This window comes from Streptomyces graminilatus, from assembly GCF_001418565.1.
Lineage (GTDB): Bacteria > Actinomycetota > Actinomycetes > Streptomycetales > Streptomycetaceae > Streptomyces > Streptomyces graminilatus.
In genome coordinates this window covers 34,686-52,708 of the sequence record NZ_LIQQ01000027.1, presented here as the reverse complement: position 1 = coordinate 52,708, position 18,023 = coordinate 34,686, and the positions used below count along the sequence as shown (strand labels likewise).

Below are 18,023 nucleotides of genomic sequence, written 5' to 3'. Positions count from 1 at the left end.
GTGCGCTTCGGCGAACGATCCTGAGGGCGAGAACCCGTTTTTAGGTGTGTGCAATGACGGCGCATCTAGGGCGGCCGGAAGCGTGCTGGCCAAAGTGGCACGCTAAGCGGAAAGCGTAGGGGAAGACACACACCACACGAAGGCACGGGCAGGACTAGCAACTCTGCCCGTGGCCGGAAAACCAGCGGGTTACCTAAGGAACCTTTGAGCCGCCCTTGTGGGGCGTGACGCAATGACCAATGCGCAGTGAGGCTACGTCGGAGGTACGTAGCGGGAGCGCGAGCAGGGACGGGTAACCCAATCAGGCGCACAACGATGATGCGCCGTACGTGATGCCGCTCGGAAAGCTGGACGGGCGGCCCCAAGTCGGAAGTGGCTCCATGCGCACTGAGAATTCGCTCAGTGCGCTTGGTTCATGTCCGGAGGGGATTCGATGGCTTCGATCAATACCACGCGCGCTCACGGGGCGGACGTGTGGGGTCGACCGGGTGAGCGACTGCCCAATAAGCGCAAGTCCAAGAAGCGCGGCACGATGGCTGCGCGTCCGATCACTCGCGGGCTGCGGGCCCGCATCGTGGTCAAGCCCTGTGCATAGCCCTGTCCTAAAAGTTGAGTCGGTGAGGAGTTTTGGAAAGTGAGACCCAACATGCGCAAGCGTGGAATGACCCTGTCGGCTCTGGTGCTGGCCGCTGCCGCGTTCACGGGCGGTGCGATCTACGGGGACGCCACAGCTCCCCAGCTCCAGCCGTGCAAGTCCGAGGAGTCGGTGAACTGTTACTGGGACGCGGGCAAGCAGGGCAACGGGCGCGGGATGTCCTTCGTCGTCGACCAGGCCGGAAATGTGGCCTACGTGGACACCTTCAACGACGGCTTCAGGGACAGCAAGCAAGACGACTGCGACCAGGGGTTCACGCCCGCATGTTCCTGGCTCGTCGAGACCCGCTGACTCGCTACCGCTACGGAGGACTCCCCATGCTCAACATCTGGATTCGCGTGTCCGTGCTCGACGAAGAGTTTTCGGTCTGGCGCGAGGTTGACACTGTCCGCGGCGACGAGGCCGGGACGCTCGCACAGGACTGGATGGCGAGAGGCTTCGAGGTCCGTTCGCGGGTCGCACCCTCCCCGCCGGCCGTCTATCTCAGCACGTATCAGCAGCAGATCGAGAACCCTGCCACGTGTGTCCTCAACCCGGTCTGACACTTGGCGGGTCCTATCGCGCCCTTCGGGGCGCGGTGGAATCCGGTAAGCGTCCGAGCGATACCGGTGTGTGTGAAAGGTCGATATGGCACAGCACGTGAACGCGCAACTCCTTGTTGAGCACTTGCGCAAGAGGACCACTCTTCAGCTCTGCGAGGACTACACGGCCATGTCGCAGGGTGATGTGGAGTGGCACAAGATCGCTGCTCGAATGATCAGCGACGTCCTGTTCGAGCGTGACCAGATGTCATGGTTCGAATGGCAGCTCGACGGGTCGGGCCTGTTCGGTCCGGCAGACCCGGCACGCTTCTTCATGCCGTAAAAGTTGAGTCGGTGATCGGCTCGTAGGTAGGCCAAAGTACCTGCGAGCCTGTCGAGTTGAGAGGACATCCATGCCTGTTTTCTTCCTGCCGTCGACTCGCGAAGAAGACGAGTTGGCGGCCTACCTGATGCAGAGACGTGACGAGCCCTGTTGGCTCTGCAAGCGCGAGACGCGCAAGACCTGCGGCGGATACATGTGCTGGGAGTGCCAGGCCACGAAGCCGATTTGGGCGGCGCACATAGACGCCATCAGCAAGGCCGAGTACGAGCGCAAGGCGCTTGCCTATGTCGGCCCGTGCCTGTCCTGCGCAAAGCGTCTGGTCGCTGGCGGCTTTGAGTGCGTGACCTGCCGTGCGGAATGGACGGCTTGAGATGGAGCCCAAAGAACTGCGGCTCGGGTGGAATTCCTGGCCGTGTGGCTGCCAGTTCATCGTCAATCCGAATTGGCGCATTGTGTGCAGCTTCGACGGACCGAATCACGGTGAGTGCGCAGAGATGGCCGTCTTCAAGGACGAGATCTTGCGCCTCGTGACGAAGGTGCCAACGGACTGGGAAGCCATTCGGCTAGTCAACCGCAAGCGGGCCGGACACCTTGGATTCCCCGCGGAGTTGATAGAGCGCGGCTGGCCTCTGAGAGAAAGGCGGTTTCATGCGTAAGGCCGAACTCGAAAAGGGAAACCGAGGAAATTCCGCTGTCCCTGTGATCAAGGGGCAAACCGATTTCCTCGCCGAGTGGCGAGAAACGGGGCTGATCACCGATGCCCAGCTCGCGACCTTCACCCGTACCTGCCAGCCCGCCGCGAAGGGGCGCTGATGTCCAAGTTCGAAACGCCCGAGGCCGAAGAACTTTATTACCTCCAGCCCGAGCAGGAGGTAGGCGACAGCGTTGAGGGGCCGGCCTGGTTCGGGCTCTACCAGCTCGAAGCCGTGATCCTCACCGAGGACTCTCAGGGGAACGTCTGGCTGCGCAAGTACGACACCACGTCCGAGCTGAATGAGGCATGGGAGCTGATCATCCAGAACACCTACCCAGTGAAAGGGGCAACGTGATGCCTCGTAAGAACAAGCCGGAAAGCAAGCCCTACGCCTACCCGCTCGCCATCCGCGGCGGGAATTACGGCTACAACTCGCTTCACGTCTGGGAGAGCCAGGAAGGTGGCGAGCAGTACCAACTCCAGTGGCGAGAGCATGAGCGTTCGATCATCCGCGTCTCTCGGATGATCGACGAGGGAACCTACTGGTTCAACAACTGGGACAACTCGCAGGGTGGTACACCGTCCACGTGGGAGGAGATCGACGTAATCGACCTCGGGGACACGGAGTTGCGATTCATGTTCACCGTGATGGAAGCCTATGCCGCCAAGAAGTTCGGCGTAGTCGACGTTCGTCCCCTCTGAGGAGGATTTATGCGCCCCTACTCCGAACTCACTGCTCTTCCGCCTGAGGCTTTTCTGAAACCTGAGGACTTCGCTACGGAGTTCGACGGCAGGGTTCCCGGACGTGCGGAAGAGCAGTACCGCAAGGGCCTGGAAATCTCGCACGAGTACGACCGTGTGGTGATCCGGGCGAACGGTACTTGGGCGGCTGAGTGCGGCCCGTACTACCCCGAAGCCAACATCTACATGGGCAATGCCGCCTACTCGTACGAGGGAATCGGCTACCACGGCAACACCGCCGATCTGCTGCGCGGTTTCCTCGACGGCCCCGCACCCATCGACGTGGAGCGTCGCCAGCCGGATTACAGCGTGAGCACCACCCGCATCAAGGAAGGGGAGAAATGATCGAGAAGAAGTTCAAGCGAGGCCAGGCGGTCTACGACAGCAGCGCTCTCGGGCGGGAGCGGGTGACCGTAGTGCGGTACACCGCTCACGACCTTATCGAGATCAAGGACCAGGCCGGACGGAAGGGCTGGATCAACTCGGACGACGCAAAGGCATGGGCGAACTCGTGAGCAACGAGAAGACCTACACCGAGGATCGGGTGAGCGAGGCCGCGAATGCGGCCATGGACCTGGTCATCCAGGACATCGAGTGCGACCAGGAGATGGAAGACCTGCTGTCGCTCTTGGTGAACGCGACCATAACCGTCCTCACATCCGACATGCAGGCCGACTTGGAAGACGTCGTCACCGAGAACTACGGCCAGGACCTGGACGAGTTCAAGAGCGAGAGGGGGTGGTGATGAACGCCTGGCACAACGGAATGGCGCTCAAGGCGGCCAACTGTCCCCAGCTCCTGACGCTGTTCACGACCTCGGCCGGAACGGTCCGCATGTGCAACACCCACGTCCGCTACTGCAAGACATGTAACCCCCGTCAGTGGGAGATCGAGGACACCTCGATCCTGGAAGTCCTGGAGGAGAGCAAGTGAGCAAGGTCGATTTTCAGGTGAGCTGGAGCCGGAAGACACCGGGCGAATCGCACGTCTCGTTCTCGGGAGACCGAACGCCGTGTAACGGCGGACTCCCGGTCATCATGGCTGAGCCCATCTACTCGTCGGAGTTGAAGGACGTGAGTTGCTCCGTCTGCGGGGCCTACGTCCTCTTCGACGTGGAGGCTGCGCGTAAGGCGGCCCAGCAGTACGTGACGGACCACGCTGGCACGGCGACGTGGAGCGGCCTGGACCGTATCGAGTTCGCGAGCAACGTCATGGACCGAGCCGCCGGGGTCGCGTTCGACGTCCAGCGGAAGCACGGCAGTTGGAACAGCAATCGCGCATTCTCCGAGTTCATGGCCGGTGGCGGATGGATGACCGACAAGAGCCATGAGGCGGGACTCATCGGCATGACCGCCCTCGCGGTGTTTGAGGCGCTCAAAGAGCGTGAGCCCTCGCCGGAGTAGCCGCACCTCCCCAACCCCCAACCGAGGCCAGGAATCCCCCTGGTCTTTTTTCATGCCCGAAAGGACTCAGCATGCGTATCCCGTTCATCACCCACTGGCTTATCCACCGCGACATGCGGGACACCGCTCTGACCATGCTCGTGCAGTCGAACGTCCAGCTCCACGAGGACCTGGAGAAACTTCGTCTCCAGATGGGAGCCAGGGACCCGAAGCGTGAGGTTCTGCTGATCGCCGCCATGGAGCTGGTGGACAAGTTCGATGACCCCAACCTGGCGCACGGTGTTGCACCGCATCTGTCCGAGCTGGAGTTGGCACCGCTCACGGGATTGATGCACGCGGCCGGCCGTCACGATGCGGCTGAATTCTGGGAGCGCTACCAGGTCGCCGGCGACGACAGCGAACCCGAGGACGACCAGGACAACGCCGCCGCTTCCGTCTGACGCGGTTCCTGTTTGGTGGCGGCCGGGAATTCCCGGCCGTTCGCCACGGGTAACCGATTGAGAGGAGAGCAGATGTCTCGCAAGTACACCAAGCGAATGAAGTTCCAGAGTGCTGTGCAACGGGAGTTGCTGGAAAAGCTCGTCAAGGCACACGGCCAGTGGGAGAAGGACCGAGAGGAGTCCTTTCGAGAGATCCCCTCGTATGCCCCCGTCGACGGGGACCAGCCCTGTATTGACGAGGAAATGGGTGTCTACGACGAGAGGGACACCAACTTCGCGTTCGATGCCCAAGACACCTGGACCGCCTTCGCCGAAGAGGCGCGCAAGTTTCTGGAAATGGAGAGTGCAAATTGAGCTGGAGAAGCGTGATTCCGGCGGTCATGGGACGAATCAGTCAGCGGGGAAACCTGAAGCCGTTCACTGTCGTCCGCGACTGGGACCCGGAAATATTCATTGAAGGGTGGGAGCAATTTCACATGACGGATGAGCCCCAGCTCTTCCACGTGTGGGCCACCAGCGGCTCGAACGCCTCGGACGAGGCCGAGTCGGAAGCGGTCAAGCGGTTCGGGGAATCGGCTTCTTACCTGCACGCCGTCGCTGTTCTTCAGGGCCACGTGCCCTTCGCCCAGAACTGAAAGGAAAGAAAATGGCGCGCTGGATTATGGCCCTTGGCGAGCGTACCGACTCCAACAATCCGAGATATGCGGAGATGCCCGCCCCTAAGGACGCGAGGGCGGTTGCTCTCGTGGAGAAGTTCGAGCACCTGTTCAACATCATGAACCAGTGGAGTGAGTTGTACGGGGCCGAATTTACGGTGTGGGCGGAGACGACGACGGCTGAGCGTCTGGAGGACGCGTCCGAGTGGTCTGAGGAGGACGGCCCGCACATCCGCATGGACCGTATGGAGGGCGGATTTATCACGGTCAGCGATTACCGGATGGGCCGCTGTATCTCCCCGAGCAACGCCGTGTTGGAGGTGCGTGCCTGATGGAACATCCGGAAATGACGCTCACTTTCGTGGAGTTCCCCAAGCCGAGGCGCTGGACCTCCGATGGGGGCCGACTCCACTGGGTGGCGTACGGCAACGTCGTGGTCTCGTGCTCCGAGCACGGTGAGGTGTTCAAGGCGCTTTCCTCCTCACTCATGGAGAAGGAACACCCGTGGATGAACAGGCAGGCCACCCTTTGGGAGGGCAATCACCTTCGGCAAGACCACGGAATTGATCGAGGCTGGTGACCTGTGCCGTACCCCAAGGACTACAGCGGAAATTGCATGACCAACTGCGGCCGGCCCGCGACTCGATGGGTCGACATCGAGCGATACGGAGACAAGCGGTTCGTCTCCTGGCCGCACTGTGACGAGCACGCCGAACGGTGGGAGGAGGACGAAAACGTGACCACTCGTCCTCTGATCGTCAGGTGACCGAGCCGGACCCGGACCTTGTCCGGGAATTCATGGTCCACGAGAGGCTCCGGAGCGCCGACGACGGAGGGTCGCCCACCGATCCAGAGATCCGCTACTTCCGCGAGTACTACCCCCGCCATCTGGCGCGCTTGAAGCGTGAGGCGGAGCAGCGCGAGAAGGAAACGCGGATGTGGGCAGAAGCCGCCGAAGATCGTAAACGGGCTGAGCATCAGATCTGGCTCATGAAGGACATGCGCGAATGGGGCCGTGAGAACGGCTATTTCGTGGGCACGCGGGGCCGCATTCCGCGGCGCGTGATCGAGGCATACAACGAAGCGAAAGGACATGCGTGAAGCACACACATGTGGCCGTGGGCCTGGTCCCCGACGGCCTCACCAACCTCGGAGTGGTCGTCGAGTGGACGCCTGGCAGTGAGAAGTACGCCATGACCCTGATCACCGCAGAGGGGCAAGTCCTCGAAGGCCACGACTACTACGCCACCGGGAAGGGGCCGATCGGCTACACCCCGGATGACTCCGAGCTGGACATGCTCGTGTACCGGGGCCTGGTCAGCATCGTCCCTCTCCCGGCGCGGTTCGTCCGGAGCCTTGCGGGCTTCGCCTACTTCAAGTGGTGGGCGCCCGTGGACATGTCCAACAAGCAGCGTGCGAAGTTCGGGGCGGCCGAGTGAGCGCGATGAAGGACTTCCTCCTTGACTCCGCCTCGGTGGGCGACAGAGCCAAAGCTGCCGCTGCGAAGCCGGACTTCAACGAGAGCTTTGTGGCCCTGCGGAGCGTGTTCCAAGACTGCGGACACGTAGCGGGCGCCTACGCAGACCCGGACGTGGTTGTCCGCGCTCTGGTGGCTCACGTGGTCGAGGAGTGGCAGGCCGGCCGCCGAGTACTGGCAGGTGTGTCATGAGTGACGAGGCAAAGCGTATTCGTGCACTCGTGGCGAAGGAGTACGAAACATGGTCAGGGTTCGAGCCTGAGGGAGACAGAGCCCACGTCCTTCGTTGCCTGCTCTGGGAAATCGACCATCCGTCTGACGCTGAGCAGACAGCGGAGGTCTGGTCTGCCTGGGTGGACGAAGTAGAGCCCCGATGGCCAGATGACAACACGTTCCTTCACCCGGAATGGGTTGAGAAAGTGCGCCGTGAGGGAGAGGAGTCCGCAGCAGCGATAGCGGCAGCGCGTACTGCGGGCTGACTTGGTCGAACATCTTTAACGAAGGGCCGGGAATAGAATTCCCGGCCCTTCGTCATGGGTGCTCGTAGCCAAAGTACGAGTGTTCGGATCTATTCGCAAAGGAGCCTATTGGAATGGCGACCAAGGTTATCAAGTCTGTGACGTGCGACCCGTGCGAAAAGAAGGGCGAGGAGCGCGAAGCGGTCGGGAAGCTCGAAATCTTCGGCGACGAGTACGACGTGTGCGAGGAGCACGGCGGGAAGTTCCGGACCTGGTTCGCGGAAGCGCTCGGCAGCAGTCAGCTCGCCGCGCAGACCGCGTAAGAAGAGGAGGCAGGAAGTGACCACGTTCGAAGCGATGAAGTACGGCCCTCTGGGCGAGGCCGTTGAGGCGGTCATGCCGTCGAGTGAGGCCGATCCGATCGGGGTGTGGGCAGCGTGCCTTTCCCTGTACTCGTCCGCGATCAGTCGGAAGGTCCGGCTGGACAACGGCCGGCCCGTCGTGGTCTGGACCGTCCTTGCGGGCCGATCGGCCATCGGCCGGAAGGGCTACGCACTCAATACCGCGAGGGGAATCCTCCGTCCGGTCATCGGCGGGTACATGGAGGCTCGTATACGTGACGGCGTCTCGTCTGGCCCGTCGCTGGTGGACATGCTGGCCAAGCTGGAGCTGGAAACGATGGGCTCCGAGCTGGGGATCGACGGCCGGGCCATGCTGGTGGAAGAGGAGTGGGCGAGCGTCCTCAAGACACAGAAGCGGTGCAGCAAGTTCAGCACCCTCTTCCGTACGGCTTGGGACGGCAAGCCGATTTCGAATCGCACGAAGAAGGAGGGCCTACAGTCGGTCCAACGGCCACTGCTGGGCTTTCACAGCCACATCACGCCTGGTGAGTGGGCCAAGTACGTGTCTTCGAGCGAGGCCCTGGGCGGCTCGTACAACCGTCTCCTTCCGGTCCTGGTGCAGGGCTCGAAGATGTTGCCGTACGACCACAAGCCGACGTTCCCGGATGTGGCGCCGCTGGCGGCGGCCTTTAAGTGGGCGGCCGAGGAAGAGCGGGTTATGAGCTTCGACAAGCCTGCCGGCCGCCGGTTCGACGAGCTGAGGGCCTACATCGAACAGCGCATGGCAGAGATGCCCGAGCTGCTGTCGAGCTACATGGAACGGGCCGCTGAGCAGGTTCAGCGAATCGCCGCGGTGCTCGCGGCCTCCGAGAAGAAGACGAAGATCAGCAGGCGTGCCGTTGAGGCGGCCTGGGCCTTCGTTCAGAAGTCCATGGCATCTGTCGAGCAGCTGGTTCGCGATGCGGCCGACCAGGGCGCGAGGCCGATGAAGACCACGGAAGAGCTGGTTCGGGAAATCCTCACTCGCTACGGAGGCGAGGCGTCCAGCACCACGCTTCTCCGTGCCCTGGGCACCCGTGCCAACGCGGCGGCCCTGAAGGAGGCTGTTGCGGACATGGATGACGTCGAGGTCTACAAGCTGCAACAGCCCGGACGAGGGGCAAAGCCGATCATGTATCGGCTGACCGAGGGAGTCGAAACGGAGGTTCCGGAATCCACTGAAACGGAATCCAAGGCTCCACATTCTGGCAAACCTGTGCTTAGGGTGGTCGTCGGACAGGATTCAAAGCCCCCAAAGAAGCCTCGTAAGGTCCGTGAGGTCGCGGCTGTTGCCCCACCTGCTGCACCCACTAATCCGATCTTGGCCCTTCTGTAGAGAGCCGCACTATGCACCAGGAACAGCCCACCAGCCTTAGCGATATGTCGTCGACGCCCGCTCAACGTGCGGCAGACGAGTGGCTAAGGCTGGACCGCGAAGAGCGGGATACGCGCCGCAAACTGATCAAGAGGCGTAGGGCTGTCACTCAGAGCCGTGCCCGTGCTCGGAACGGGCCGGTCTCTGTGGTCCGCGTTCACCCAGTGGTGATGAAGGTGGCCCTTCGAGCCGCTGGGGGCGACGCGAGCCGCATTCGCATCGTCAGCGAGACGGAAGTGTGGGTTGAGTAGACACACCCTTAGGAAACGACCAGAAGGCCGCCTTCAGTGCACCACGTGCAGGGCGGCCTTTCTTGCGCCCGAGAACGCAGAGAGAGCACGGGCCGACTGTGAGGGCCGGCCCCTCCCTCACGGACATCCGTATAGCCGTCAGCACGTGGTCTACCCCACTTGGTACGACCAGGGAAATGGCAGGGGCCCTGACCGGCTGTGCGATGAACTCGGCTGCTTCTGCATGCATCACGAATGCGACTGCGACGTATGCACGGGGCGCATTGACGTGCCCGTACTCAACATCCTCAACGACAGTCATGAAACCGAAGTGGAGATCAGCATGACGAACAAGATCGAGGTCCACCTTCCGGCGACGGCCCGTAAGTGGGCGACACGGACTATGGACGCGGATACCCAGGCCGAGCGGGATCTGATGGACGCCTGCAAGGCGCTCGGACTCGGTAACTCCCAGAGGTCGACCACGGTCCCCCTGACGAACAGCGCCCTCGGCGTGCTGATCAGGCAGGCCCGAAAGTGGGTGATCAAGAACGACAACAACAATGAGTGGATGGCGGGGAAGAGCATCTTGGCCCGTCATGAGATGGACTACGCGCCGGATGACCCGCGCGAGACCCGGCACGAGATCAAACTTCCCGCAAGCCTGTCAGGCAGCCTGGTCAGTCCGTACGTCTCGGACTTCGCGAAGGACACGAGCATCCCGGAGGCCGTGAAGGAAGACCTCTTGGCCATGACGTGGGCGAAGACTGGAGCCTCGGGCCGCGTCCGCACCGAAACCCTGGGGTGGCTCCTGGGGAAGATGGACCGGTTCAAGGACTACGACAGCAGTGCCGTGAAGCGGGCGGCTCTGAAGTTCATCGGCACCCACACCGGGGCGTACGAGCAGACCGGGCGACTCATCAACGGCTACCTCGGGACGGGCGAAGAGGATGACGCCCCCAAGGAGGCGACGAAGCGCCTGGTCTTGGTGGCCTGCGGCGGAAAGAAGTCCCAGAGGCAGGGGAAGATCCCCGCCGGCGAGCGCTACATCGGGAACTACTTCACCGCCTGCCTGATGGCCTCAGAGGTCATGGACGGCGTGACGATGGTCCTCAGCGCGAAGTACGGGCTGATCCCTCTCACCGAGGAGATCGAGAACTACGACGTGACGATGGGCGACAAGGACAGTGTCCGTCTCGGATTCGTGAAGCGACAGGTCGAGGAGCTGGGCCTGAAGAACGCGACGGTCACCGTCCTCGGCGGAGAGAGGTACGTGAAGGCGGCTCGGCAAATCTGGCCGGACGCAGAGGCGCCGCTGAAGGGCGGTATAGGGCAGCAGCTCAAGCAGCTCGCTGAGATGTACAGCGGTGACCCGTTGGACGAGGACGAGCACCAGGACCAGGAGCACGAAGGACCGGACGAGTGGAAGTCCGGCCAGTTCCGGAACGTCATGGGCCTGCCAGGGCGGTACCACTCACATGGCCTGGTCGTCTGGTTCGGTGGCAAGGCAGGCAAGAGAAACCCTCAGCCGGGTCAGTGGGTGAAGGTCAATGTCATCTACATCGGAGAGGGCCGGTACGACCTGATCGACGTGAAGACGGATCAGAAGGTTATGACGTGCAGCCTGGTCTCTCAGATCCACTGGTCCCCCGCACAGACCCCCATGCGGAAGGAGGAGCCCGCGGCAGTTGAGGAGACGATGCCGCCTGGCGGCTACGAGGTGCCAGCCAACTTCCTCGAACTGGCTGAGGAAGGTAACACGGACCAGGCCAAGGCGTACTGGAAGCGCCGTTGCGAGGAGTACCGGAGGACGGGAAAGTGAATCCATCCGATATGCCTCAGCAGAGAAGAGTGCGCCCCGTGCAAGGGCGCTTTTCTTATCTGGCCTACAAGTGGCAGAATCTCAGTAAAACCCAAGGTTGGGAGGAGCCCTGTGGCAGCAGTTCTCAAAAGCCCGAGCGATATAAGCCCGTCGGCGAGTCAGGCTGAGTTCGCTTTTTTCCGGTGCCGTCGGTGCGGAGCTGATCCCCTGGTCCTGATTGAGGACCAGCATGGCAGACATCACTACCGGATTGATGACCCTGACACGCGAGAGCCTCACACTGATGTGGTGCCCCTCGGGTACGTCGATGGGGTGCTGACCCGGTTCTGATCACGAACGGCCGCACGGCCCTGGAACGCCAAAGTATCCAGGGCCGTGCAGCTACATCATAGCCGGAACGCAGAAAAGCCCCCCAGCCCGAAGGCTGGGGGGCAGTTCATCTCTCACCCGAGGTAGACCCCTCTACCTCAGCTCTTGGGCCGTCAGGCCGTGTAGGGCGGATGGGCAGCGGGCTCGTGCGAAGTCGCAGCGAACTCGTCCTCCGCAGCGGCCTTGTTCTGGAGACGCTCGATCTCGCGAAGCGCGTACTGACCGGCCTCGGCCAGGGCCCACGCGGCGGCAGTCTTGGTGTCGTGCTTGCGCTGAGCGACCTCACCGAGGCCGAGGAACGCGGCTCCGACACCCACCAGGGCTTCCCACGGAACGCCGGGGTATCGAGCGACCAGGACGGGCGTGATCGAGCCGAGCAGACCGATCAGGCGGACAGCGTGCCGGGCAATGAATTCCTTCATAGAGGCTCCTAAGCGGGGGTCACTTGCAAGAGGGCTTGGTGCTGGTTGCCTTCGGAGTCGCCTTGGCGGTCGCCGACTTGGTCGGCTTCGCGCTGGGCTTGCTCGCAGGCTTCTTCGTCGCGGTCGGCGACGGCTTCGCCGGCACAGTGATGGTCTGGCCGGGCTGGATCTTGTCCGGGTTCTTGAGGCTCGGGTTGGCCGTCAGCAGGGACGCGAGGGTGACGCCCGCAGCCAGGGCGATCGAGGAAAGCGTCATGCCGGACTTCACGATGACCTTCTTCAGGCCCGCCTTCGGGGCCGCGTGCTTGGCCGCAGGGCCGTCAGCCTTTGCGGCGTACGTGAAGCCGGACTTGCCCTTGAGAGCAGGGTCCGCAGTGGTCACGCCCTCGGGGAACTTCGGCAGGCCGTAGCCGTAGGTGCTCGCGTCTCGGCGAGCACGCTTGCGGAGGTAGACCCCGTTGCCCTCCGGGGAACCGCTGGTGTTGGTGTTCCCCTCGACGGTGTAGACGTAGGTCGAGTCATAGGCATAGACGATGCCGGTGTGGGTCCCGCCGTTCGGGCCGAAGAGCACCTGGGCGCCGATCGCCGGGTACTCGCTGAACCGGCCCTTCTTTCGGAACCAGTCGAGCGCGTAGGCGCAGGACGCGGTACGCGGGAAGAGGTCGTTGTTCCCAGACTTCAGGGCCGCCCAGGAGACGAAGAGTGCGCACCATGGGTAGTGGCCGGCGCTCACCCATGCCATGCCGGGCACCTGCCCGGCGTACTTCTCCGTGTTGTCCCAGTGGCCGTTGGCGAAGCCTTCCTTGTAGCCAACTTCTGCCTTTGCTATGCGAATCAGTTCTGCGGCACCACTCATGATGACCCCCTTCAGGGCATGAAAAAGGAGGCCGGGGAGAAACCCGGCCTCCGAGGAAGTGTTTGTCAGATACGGAGTGCGGCAACTCTCTCGGGATCGAGTGCAGTCAGCAGCTCCACAAGCCGCTTGTTCTCGTCCTCAATCCGAGTCAGCCGTTCCTTGATCTCAGTCAGGTCTTCCGAAAGGCGGTCAGCGCGAGCCTTCTGGGCTTCGGCTTCCTCTTTCCAGACCTTCGCGGTATTGATCCGCCATGCGGCCTTCGTCATCACAACGGCGGCTATGGCAGTAGCGGCCATCCCCGCGTAAGCCATGAGGGCCTGAACATCCATGGGTCCTCCTTACGCAGGTGCGATGGTGGTTACCGTCCCGCTGCTGCCTCGCCACTTGAGGGCGCCGCCAGAGGCGAAGAGGATTCCTCCGCCGGTCGGGTTGGTGGTGGGGGCGGTGGTCGCGTTCTTCATCGAAAGGACCGCGCCAGCGGAGCCCCCGAGGTCCGCGGCGGTCGCACCGAGCTGGAGCGCGGCGGGGAAGTAGTGGGTCGCGCGGGAGACAGGGTTTCCGGCTCCCGTGATCTCGAAGACCACATTGCCGTTGGCGTCCTTGAACAGGGCCAGACTGGTGGCAGAGGAGGATGCGGAGACGACCTCCAGGCCCACGGTCGACGTGTCGTTCTGCTGGATGAACACGCGGCCGGCGTTGGCCGTGCCGTCGACCGAGAGTGTGTCGGCGACGAGGTTGTTCGTCATCAGGCCGCCCGGCTGGAGCGAGGCCGGGCCAGGGCCGAGGCTGCTCACGGCGTAGGTGTAGCCGCTGACGCCGTTCTTGGCCGGGTCTGCCGTGGTGACGCCTTCCGAGTAGGAAGGGAGTCCGTACCCGTAGACATTCGCATCGGAGCGCTTGCGCTTGCGGAAATAGACTCCGTCACCCTCGCTCGACCCGTTGTCATTCGTATTTGCCTCGATCGTCCAAATGTAAGTGGCGTCGTAGGCATAGACGATTCCCGTGTGGTCCTGTCCGGAAGTTCCGTACATGACCTGAGCGCCTACGGCGGGGTACCAGCTCCAGCGGCTTGCGCTGGAGAACCAGGTGACTGCGGCCGAGCAGTCAGCGGTACGAGGGAAGAGGGACGGAACGCCGGCTCGCATCGCTACCCAGCTCGTGAACACGGCGCACCAGCTCTGACCTTGAGCCCAGCTGAGGCCGGGCACTTCAGCCGCGTACTTCGTGATGTTGGTCCAGCCGCCTTCGGCGTAGCCCTCGCGGTACCCAACCTGTGACTTGGCCACAGCGATTACCTGCGGCATCTGGGGGTTTCCCATTGATCCTCCTTAGTCAGCTCGCGAGGAGCGAATTGATTACTCCCGCGACATAGGAGTGGCCGGCGTCCGACATGAAGACGGCGTCAGTGCCAGCGGCGCCGGGAGACGCCGGGTTTGACCAATATCCCAGTGAGTTCCAGTAGTTCCAGGAATTTCGGCCTATGCCCCACAGGTCGATGAGGGCGGCTTCGAAGGTGGTCGCCAGACCGTGAGCGCGATCCACGTAGTCCTGGTAGCGCTGGTTCGAGAAGTCGGCCTGGCCGATGTGCGGCAGGACGATGACGAGGTCCGTGTTGCCTACGGCGGAACCCCCGTCACGGATGTATGAGAGGTGCTGGCGCACGCTGGTCGCCCATGCGTCAGCTGAGGTGCCATTCACGATGTCGTCCGTACTGACCTGGTAAATGACTACGTCGGCCGGGTAGTTGGGGCCACCGCTCCAGCCGAGCTTCATCGGCGTGACGTACTGGGCTGCGCTGGCATTGCGCTTGCCGAAGTTGTTGACCACGACACCGGTCGCGTTCTCGGCAGTGACTCCGCAGACTGAGAGGTACTGAGACGACGTACCGGTGTGAGTGAGCTTGACCGTGTGGGTGCCAGTGGACAGGCCGGTGATGGTCTTTGTGAGTACGGCCAGACCGGTGGTCGCGGTGTCGGTGACGGCGACAGCCGTAGCCCCGTCGATGCTGTAGGTCCAGGGGGAGTGCGCCCCGTCAGCTCCGAGGGTGTAGATCGTGACCGAGGAGCCTCGCACGGTGAAGGTCAACGTGCTGCCGTTGGTCGAGCTGTAGAGGTAGCCCCAGCCGGGTCCGGCCGGGTACCCGCCGATGGTCCATGTACCGGTCTGGGTGACGAGGCCGCCCGAAGTGGTCCACTGTGTGATTGCGGCGGAGTCTGAGCCGCCGATGCCCTGAGAGCTGACGAGTGCGCTGTAGAAGCCTGATCCGCCGTCGCCGAAGACGGTCTGAAGGTTGGTGGCAAGGGCCCCCGGCCAGCTCTTCGTGCGCAGGTTGGACGCGTTGAAGCCAGCAGCCGCGGAGCCTCCAACAACGGCGACGGTTGCCTTGCCGCTTGCGAGCTTTGCGGCGGCGCGCTTCGGACGCCAGAACTCGCCCCAGGAAGGCGGGACATGGATGCCCTTCTGACGCGATACCACTGCGTTCGCTTCGGTCACCCACCCGGCATCGCTGGTCTTGACGAAGTTGGAGTCCACATAGCTGCGGTCCCCATGGGGGTCAACAGCGGTGAGATGGGAGTCGAACCGCTCTCCGACCGTGACGGAGACCAGGGCCACCTTCCCGGCCCCGAAGTCCACCCACACTCGCGCGTACCCGTCCGGGCCGTAGAAGGCTGCGACGTAGCCGTTGCTATCTGCCGTGAGGTGGTCGATCGGGGCGCCGCTCTCGTCGGTGAGGTCAGCGAGTCGGGTGGCCCCTGCGCTGGGTCCGTTCCAGACGGTTCCTATGGCGTTGGCTACTCGGGCGCCGGTTGCGTCTTCGGCCACGCTGTCCGCTGTTCCGCCGAACAGTTGTCGTGCCATGAGGCACCCTCCTATTTAGTTGCCGAAGGTGTTCGTCTCGTACACTCCGGAAATCGTCACGGTCGATCTGAGCGGGATTGCGGGTAGCCAGTCCTGGCCCTCAGCGAGATTTGAAGTGCTGGGGTAGTAGAGCCACGCAACCGTCTGAGCAGTGCTGCTCTTGTTGATGTGCGCGCTGATATCGATGGTGTTGGGCATGTTTCCGCCTCTTTGCGGATTCGAAATCCATCCACCGAGAAACTGCCCGGTAGCGCTAGCGGCTGGCTGTGGCAGTGATATGCCAATAGCCCCCGAGCCTATGCGTACGATCCCCCGGTCCTCGTAGTCGTTGACTATGGAGAGGGAGAAATAGACGACGCCAGGGGCAATCCAACGCCAACGCCCTGTCCTGTTCGCGGACGGTAGGCCGTCATTGACGTTGACCAGAGACGGGGTATAGGTGCGCCCCTGGCCCAGGTCCCGTGTGACTGCGAGGGCGTCACGCCCAACGAAATACTCGGTCTGGGTGTCGGACGTATTGTTGTCCATGTCGTACACGAACGTGCCGACTGATTGCAGGGCTGATGCTGCGGTGACGTTCCATGGAACTGCTACATGCTCGGCCGTGTCGAAGGGCATGACGTTGATGACGCCCATGGCACCGCTGTTAGCGGGAACGCTCACCTGGTGTAGAGGCATCTCCCACGTGGCGCCATAGGTCTTGGTGAGCACCGGAACCTTTGGTGAAGCCGCGGCCTGGCCCTGGACGACGGCCAGGTTGACAGCGCCGGCGGTCAGGTTGGCACGGAGGACGATCAGGTCGATTCGTGGGAGGGCGCCTGTATTCCCCGCGATAGTAACCGTGTTCGTGGCAGTGAGCTGATAATAGAATCCGCCTACCAAGGCCCTACCGGGGGCAATGGAAACCGTGGTGCCGTTGACTACCTGGGCATAGAAAGGAAGATCTGACGCGACGAGGCTCGCAGCGGAAAGCCGGTAGTCAACCCGGTCCTTGGCGAACTGTCGTGACATGTATTGCCACTGTGCCTGAGTCACCATCTGAGATCCGCCACCAGCGCTATCGGCGGTAAATGGGTAACTGATTTCGTTGCTCATTACATCCTCGCCTCTAGCTTGCGCAGCTTTTCGCGCATTTCAAAAACCGTCTTGTAAAGGTTTAGTGGGTTACCCGATCCTTGCTCGCCGATGGATGGAGACACAGTCTCTGTTTGTCCGCCCTGATCCACGGTGATGGAGACCTCGCGCACGATGTCCGTGTACTCGACTCCGTCAATGGAGACGGTGACGATGTCGCCGACGAAATAGTCCCGGCCGAATTGGATAAGGGGGGTGTCGATCGGATAGAGCTGGAAGTTCCCGTTCTTGGCGCCGGTGTTCAGGGCCTCCGTGGCGGCATCGAGAACGGCTTGCTTGGCCGTCGCGAAGTCCTCGTCCGTCACCGAGAGGTCGGCCTTCACGGGCAGGCCCGTCGTCGGGTCCGCCTTGATGGGCAGGTCCCGCCGGTCGAGGAACTGTTCGATCTGAAGGCCCCACTCGGCCTCAGAGTCGGTGTCGATCTGCTGGTACAGGTAGCGGTTCTTACCGGCGCCCTGACACGCGACGACGACTCGTGTGACGGTCGGAGCGGTCAAGGACCATGTGAATTCACGGAGGTTGCCCAGGTCGCGGCTGAAGCGGACGCCCTTGGAGAGGTTCCGCGGAGTGAAGATGTGGAGGTTGATGGCCTGTGCGTCGGGGTCGTACAGGAACCGGTAACCGGTCGTCGAGGTGTCGATCCAGCTCTCGATCTTCGTGCCGATGACGTCCCACTGGAGGTTGTCCGAGACGGACTGTCCGAACGCTGCGTCGTCGCCGATCACTACGCCGGCCACCTGGCGGTTGGGGAGGGCGCCAGAGCCCATCGCCTGGTCCAGCTCGGACCAGATCAGGTGGCCCGCCGGCCCGGAGACTTTCCGGCCGCTGTCGTCTGCCTGCCACTGTTGTGTGGCGGCCTTCGTCGGGTCCGGGAAGGCCAGCTTGTTGTAAGCCAGCTTGTTGTCACACTTCCCTCCGAAATACAGCGACCCCAGAGAGGTGTGTTGGCTGTTGGTCCAGTAATGCTGAAATGACTCGATCTGTCCCGTGAGAATCGGAAGGTCGACGCCATCCTGATAGATTGCGACTCCGCCGCCCTTCTGGAGAAGGTTGGCCTGAGGAGTTCCCGCCCCGACCAGGATTTGCCAGGAGCCTTGTTGGCAGTAGCGGACCACCAGGTCCATCGAGATCCAGGTGTCAATGATGCCTATTCGGTTGAGTGCAGCGTCGCGCACCTCCACTCGATAA

At 62.6% G+C, this 18,023-nt stretch carries 29 protein-coding genes; 22 read left to right on the top strand and 7 right to left on the bottom strand.

The genetic code is table 11. From position 1 onward, the window contains the following. Positions 1 to 634 precede the first annotated feature (634 nt). The 22 genes from AOK08_RS03430 (at position 635) to AOK08_RS03330 (ending at position 11,195) form a co-directional block, all read left to right on the top strand. Positions 635 to 946 carry a hypothetical protein gene (locus AOK08_RS03430; protein ID WP_157876547.1) on the top strand — a complete coding sequence of 104 codons (312 nt, stop codon included), beginning with the start codon at positions 635 to 637 and terminating at the stop codon, positions 944 to 946. 26 nt (positions 947 to 972) lie between these two features. Further along, on the top strand, positions 973 to 1,197 hold the full coding sequence (locus tag AOK08_RS03425) for a hypothetical protein (protein WP_055523491.1): 225 nt from the start codon (positions 973 to 975) through the stop codon (positions 1,195 to 1,197). A 97-nt stretch (positions 1,198 to 1,294) separates the two neighbouring features. Beyond that, a complete protein-coding gene (locus tag AOK08_RS03420) occupies positions 1,295 to 1,519 on the top strand; it encodes a hypothetical protein (protein WP_157876546.1) in 225 nt (74 codons plus the stop codon). Between the two features lie 70 nt (positions 1,520 to 1,589). After that, a complete protein-coding gene (locus AOK08_RS03415) occupies positions 1,590 to 1,889 on the top strand; it encodes a hypothetical protein (protein ID WP_055523488.1) in 300 nt (99 codons plus the stop codon). 278 nt (positions 1,890 to 2,167) lie between these two features. Next, positions 2,168 to 2,332, top strand: coding sequence for a hypothetical protein (locus AOK08_RS45480; RefSeq protein ID WP_157876545.1), 165 nt, complete (start codon positions 2,168 to 2,170; stop codon positions 2,330 to 2,332). After that, positions 2,332 to 2,568, top strand: coding sequence for a hypothetical protein (locus tag AOK08_RS03410; protein WP_055523486.1), 237 nt, complete (start codon positions 2,332 to 2,334; stop codon positions 2,566 to 2,568). The genes AOK08_RS45480 and AOK08_RS03410 overlap by 1 nt, the downstream gene beginning before the upstream one ends. Then, a complete protein-coding gene (locus tag AOK08_RS03405; protein WP_055523484.1) occupies positions 2,568 to 2,915 on the top strand; it encodes a hypothetical protein in 348 nt (115 codons plus the stop codon). Before AOK08_RS03410 ends, AOK08_RS03405 begins: the two co-directional genes overlap by 1 nt. A 9-nt stretch (positions 2,916 to 2,924) precedes the next feature. Continuing rightward, positions 2,925 to 3,299, top strand: a complete 375-nt coding sequence (locus AOK08_RS03400) for a hypothetical protein (RefSeq protein WP_055523483.1) — start codon at positions 2,925 to 2,927, stop codon at positions 3,297 to 3,299. Beyond that, positions 3,296 to 3,469 (top strand): hypothetical protein, encoded by a 174-nt coding sequence (locus AOK08_RS45475; RefSeq protein WP_157876544.1) that lies wholly within the window; start codon positions 3,296 to 3,298, stop codon positions 3,467 to 3,469. The genes AOK08_RS03400 and AOK08_RS45475 overlap by 4 nt, the downstream gene beginning before the upstream one ends. Next, the gene (locus tag AOK08_RS03395) at positions 3,466 to 3,699 is read left to right on the top strand and encodes a hypothetical protein (protein WP_063793998.1); all 234 of its coding nucleotides are present in this window, start codon (positions 3,466 to 3,468) and stop codon (positions 3,697 to 3,699) included. The genes AOK08_RS45475 and AOK08_RS03395 overlap by 4 nt, the downstream gene beginning before the upstream one ends. Further along, a complete protein-coding gene (locus AOK08_RS03390) occupies positions 3,699 to 3,887 on the top strand; it encodes a hypothetical protein (protein WP_055523479.1) in 189 nt (62 codons plus the stop codon). Before AOK08_RS03395 ends, AOK08_RS03390 begins: the two co-directional genes overlap by 1 nt. Before the next feature lie 104 nt (positions 3,888 to 3,991). Then, positions 3,992 to 4,357, top strand: a complete 366-nt coding sequence (locus tag AOK08_RS03385; RefSeq protein ID WP_157876543.1) for a hypothetical protein — start codon at positions 3,992 to 3,994, stop codon at positions 4,355 to 4,357. Between the two features lie 71 nt (positions 4,358 to 4,428). Further along, positions 4,429 to 4,797, top strand: a complete 369-nt coding sequence (locus tag AOK08_RS03380) for a hypothetical protein (RefSeq protein ID WP_055523476.1) — start codon at positions 4,429 to 4,431, stop codon at positions 4,795 to 4,797. Positions 4,798 to 4,869: 72 nt separating this feature from the next. Continuing rightward, positions 4,870 to 5,151, top strand: coding sequence for a hypothetical protein (locus AOK08_RS03375; RefSeq protein ID WP_055523474.1), 282 nt, complete (start codon positions 4,870 to 4,872; stop codon positions 5,149 to 5,151). Positions 5,152 to 5,273: 122 nt separating this feature from the next. Further along, positions 5,274 to 5,432 carry a hypothetical protein gene (locus tag AOK08_RS45470; RefSeq protein WP_157876542.1) on the top strand — a complete coding sequence of 53 codons (159 nt, stop codon included), beginning with the start codon at positions 5,274 to 5,276 and terminating at the stop codon, positions 5,430 to 5,432. A gap of 11 nt (positions 5,433 to 5,443) precedes the next feature. Beyond that, a complete protein-coding gene (locus AOK08_RS03365) occupies positions 5,444 to 5,785 on the top strand; it encodes a hypothetical protein (protein ID WP_055523470.1) in 342 nt (113 codons plus the stop codon). Between the two features lie 14 nt (positions 5,786 to 5,799). After that, the gene (locus AOK08_RS03360) at positions 5,800 to 6,033 is read left to right on the top strand and encodes a hypothetical protein (RefSeq protein WP_055523469.1); all 234 of its coding nucleotides are present in this window, start codon (positions 5,800 to 5,802) and stop codon (positions 6,031 to 6,033) included. Between the two features lie 182 nt (positions 6,034 to 6,215). After that, positions 6,216 to 6,554, top strand: coding sequence for an Lsr2 family DNA-binding protein (locus AOK08_RS03355; protein ID WP_055523467.1), 339 nt, complete (start codon positions 6,216 to 6,218; stop codon positions 6,552 to 6,554). Beyond that, positions 6,551 to 6,892, top strand: a complete 342-nt coding sequence (locus tag AOK08_RS03350) for a hypothetical protein (RefSeq protein ID WP_055523465.1) — start codon at positions 6,551 to 6,553, stop codon at positions 6,890 to 6,892. Before AOK08_RS03355 ends, AOK08_RS03350 begins: the two co-directional genes overlap by 4 nt. Before the next feature lie 630 nt (positions 6,893 to 7,522). Then, positions 7,523 to 7,711 (top strand): hypothetical protein, encoded by a 189-nt coding sequence (locus AOK08_RS03340; RefSeq protein ID WP_055523461.1) that lies wholly within the window; start codon positions 7,523 to 7,525, stop codon positions 7,709 to 7,711. Between the two features lie 16 nt (positions 7,712 to 7,727). Next, on the top strand, positions 7,728 to 9,104 hold the full coding sequence (locus AOK08_RS03335) for a DUF3987 domain-containing protein (protein WP_241826808.1): 1,377 nt from the start codon (positions 7,728 to 7,730) through the stop codon (positions 9,102 to 9,104). A gap of 612 nt (positions 9,105 to 9,716) precedes the next feature. Further along, the gene (locus tag AOK08_RS03330) at positions 9,717 to 11,195 is read left to right on the top strand and encodes a DUF6884 domain-containing protein (RefSeq protein WP_157876541.1); all 1,479 of its coding nucleotides are present in this window, start codon (positions 9,717 to 9,719) and stop codon (positions 11,193 to 11,195) included. 482 nt (positions 11,196 to 11,677) lie between these two features. Here the strand turns inward: AOK08_RS03330 and AOK08_RS03325 are convergent, their stop codons facing one another. The 7 genes from AOK08_RS03325 to AOK08_RS03295 all read right to left on the bottom strand — a co-directional run bounded on the left by AOK08_RS03325 (position 11,678) and on the right by AOK08_RS03295 (position 18,010). Continuing rightward, positions 11,678 to 11,986 (bottom strand): hypothetical protein, encoded by a 309-nt coding sequence (locus AOK08_RS03325; protein ID WP_055523458.1) that lies wholly within the window; start codon positions 11,984 to 11,986, stop codon positions 11,678 to 11,680. Positions 11,987 to 12,005: 19 nt separating this feature from the next. Then, positions 12,006 to 12,842, bottom strand: a complete 837-nt coding sequence (locus AOK08_RS03320; protein ID WP_055523456.1) for a LysM peptidoglycan-binding domain-containing protein — start codon at positions 12,840 to 12,842, stop codon at positions 12,006 to 12,008. A 65-nt stretch (positions 12,843 to 12,907) separates the two neighbouring features. Beyond that, positions 12,908 to 13,171, bottom strand: coding sequence for a hypothetical protein (locus AOK08_RS03315; protein ID WP_241826807.1), 264 nt, complete (start codon positions 13,169 to 13,171; stop codon positions 12,908 to 12,910). Between the two features lie 9 nt (positions 13,172 to 13,180). Further along, on the bottom strand, positions 13,181 to 14,161 hold the full coding sequence (locus AOK08_RS03310) for a CHAP domain-containing protein (RefSeq protein ID WP_055523454.1): 981 nt from the start codon (positions 14,159 to 14,161) through the stop codon (positions 13,181 to 13,183). Between the two features lie 13 nt (positions 14,162 to 14,174). Then, entirely contained in the window at positions 14,175 to 15,701 is a 1,527-nt protein-coding gene (locus AOK08_RS03305) for a hypothetical protein (protein ID WP_055523450.1), read from the bottom strand. A 15-nt stretch (positions 15,702 to 15,716) separates the two neighbouring features. Further along, complete coding sequence (locus AOK08_RS03300; protein WP_055523448.1) at positions 15,717 to 16,796, bottom strand: hypothetical protein; 1,080 nt, start codon at positions 16,794 to 16,796, stop codon at positions 15,717 to 15,719. Then, positions 16,796 to 18,010 (bottom strand): siphovirus ReqiPepy6 Gp37-like family protein, encoded by a 1,215-nt coding sequence (locus AOK08_RS03295; RefSeq protein ID WP_241826806.1) that lies wholly within the window; start codon positions 18,008 to 18,010, stop codon positions 16,796 to 16,798. The genes AOK08_RS03300 and AOK08_RS03295 overlap by 1 nt, the downstream gene beginning before the upstream one ends. Positions 18,011 to 18,023 lie beyond the last annotated feature (13 nt).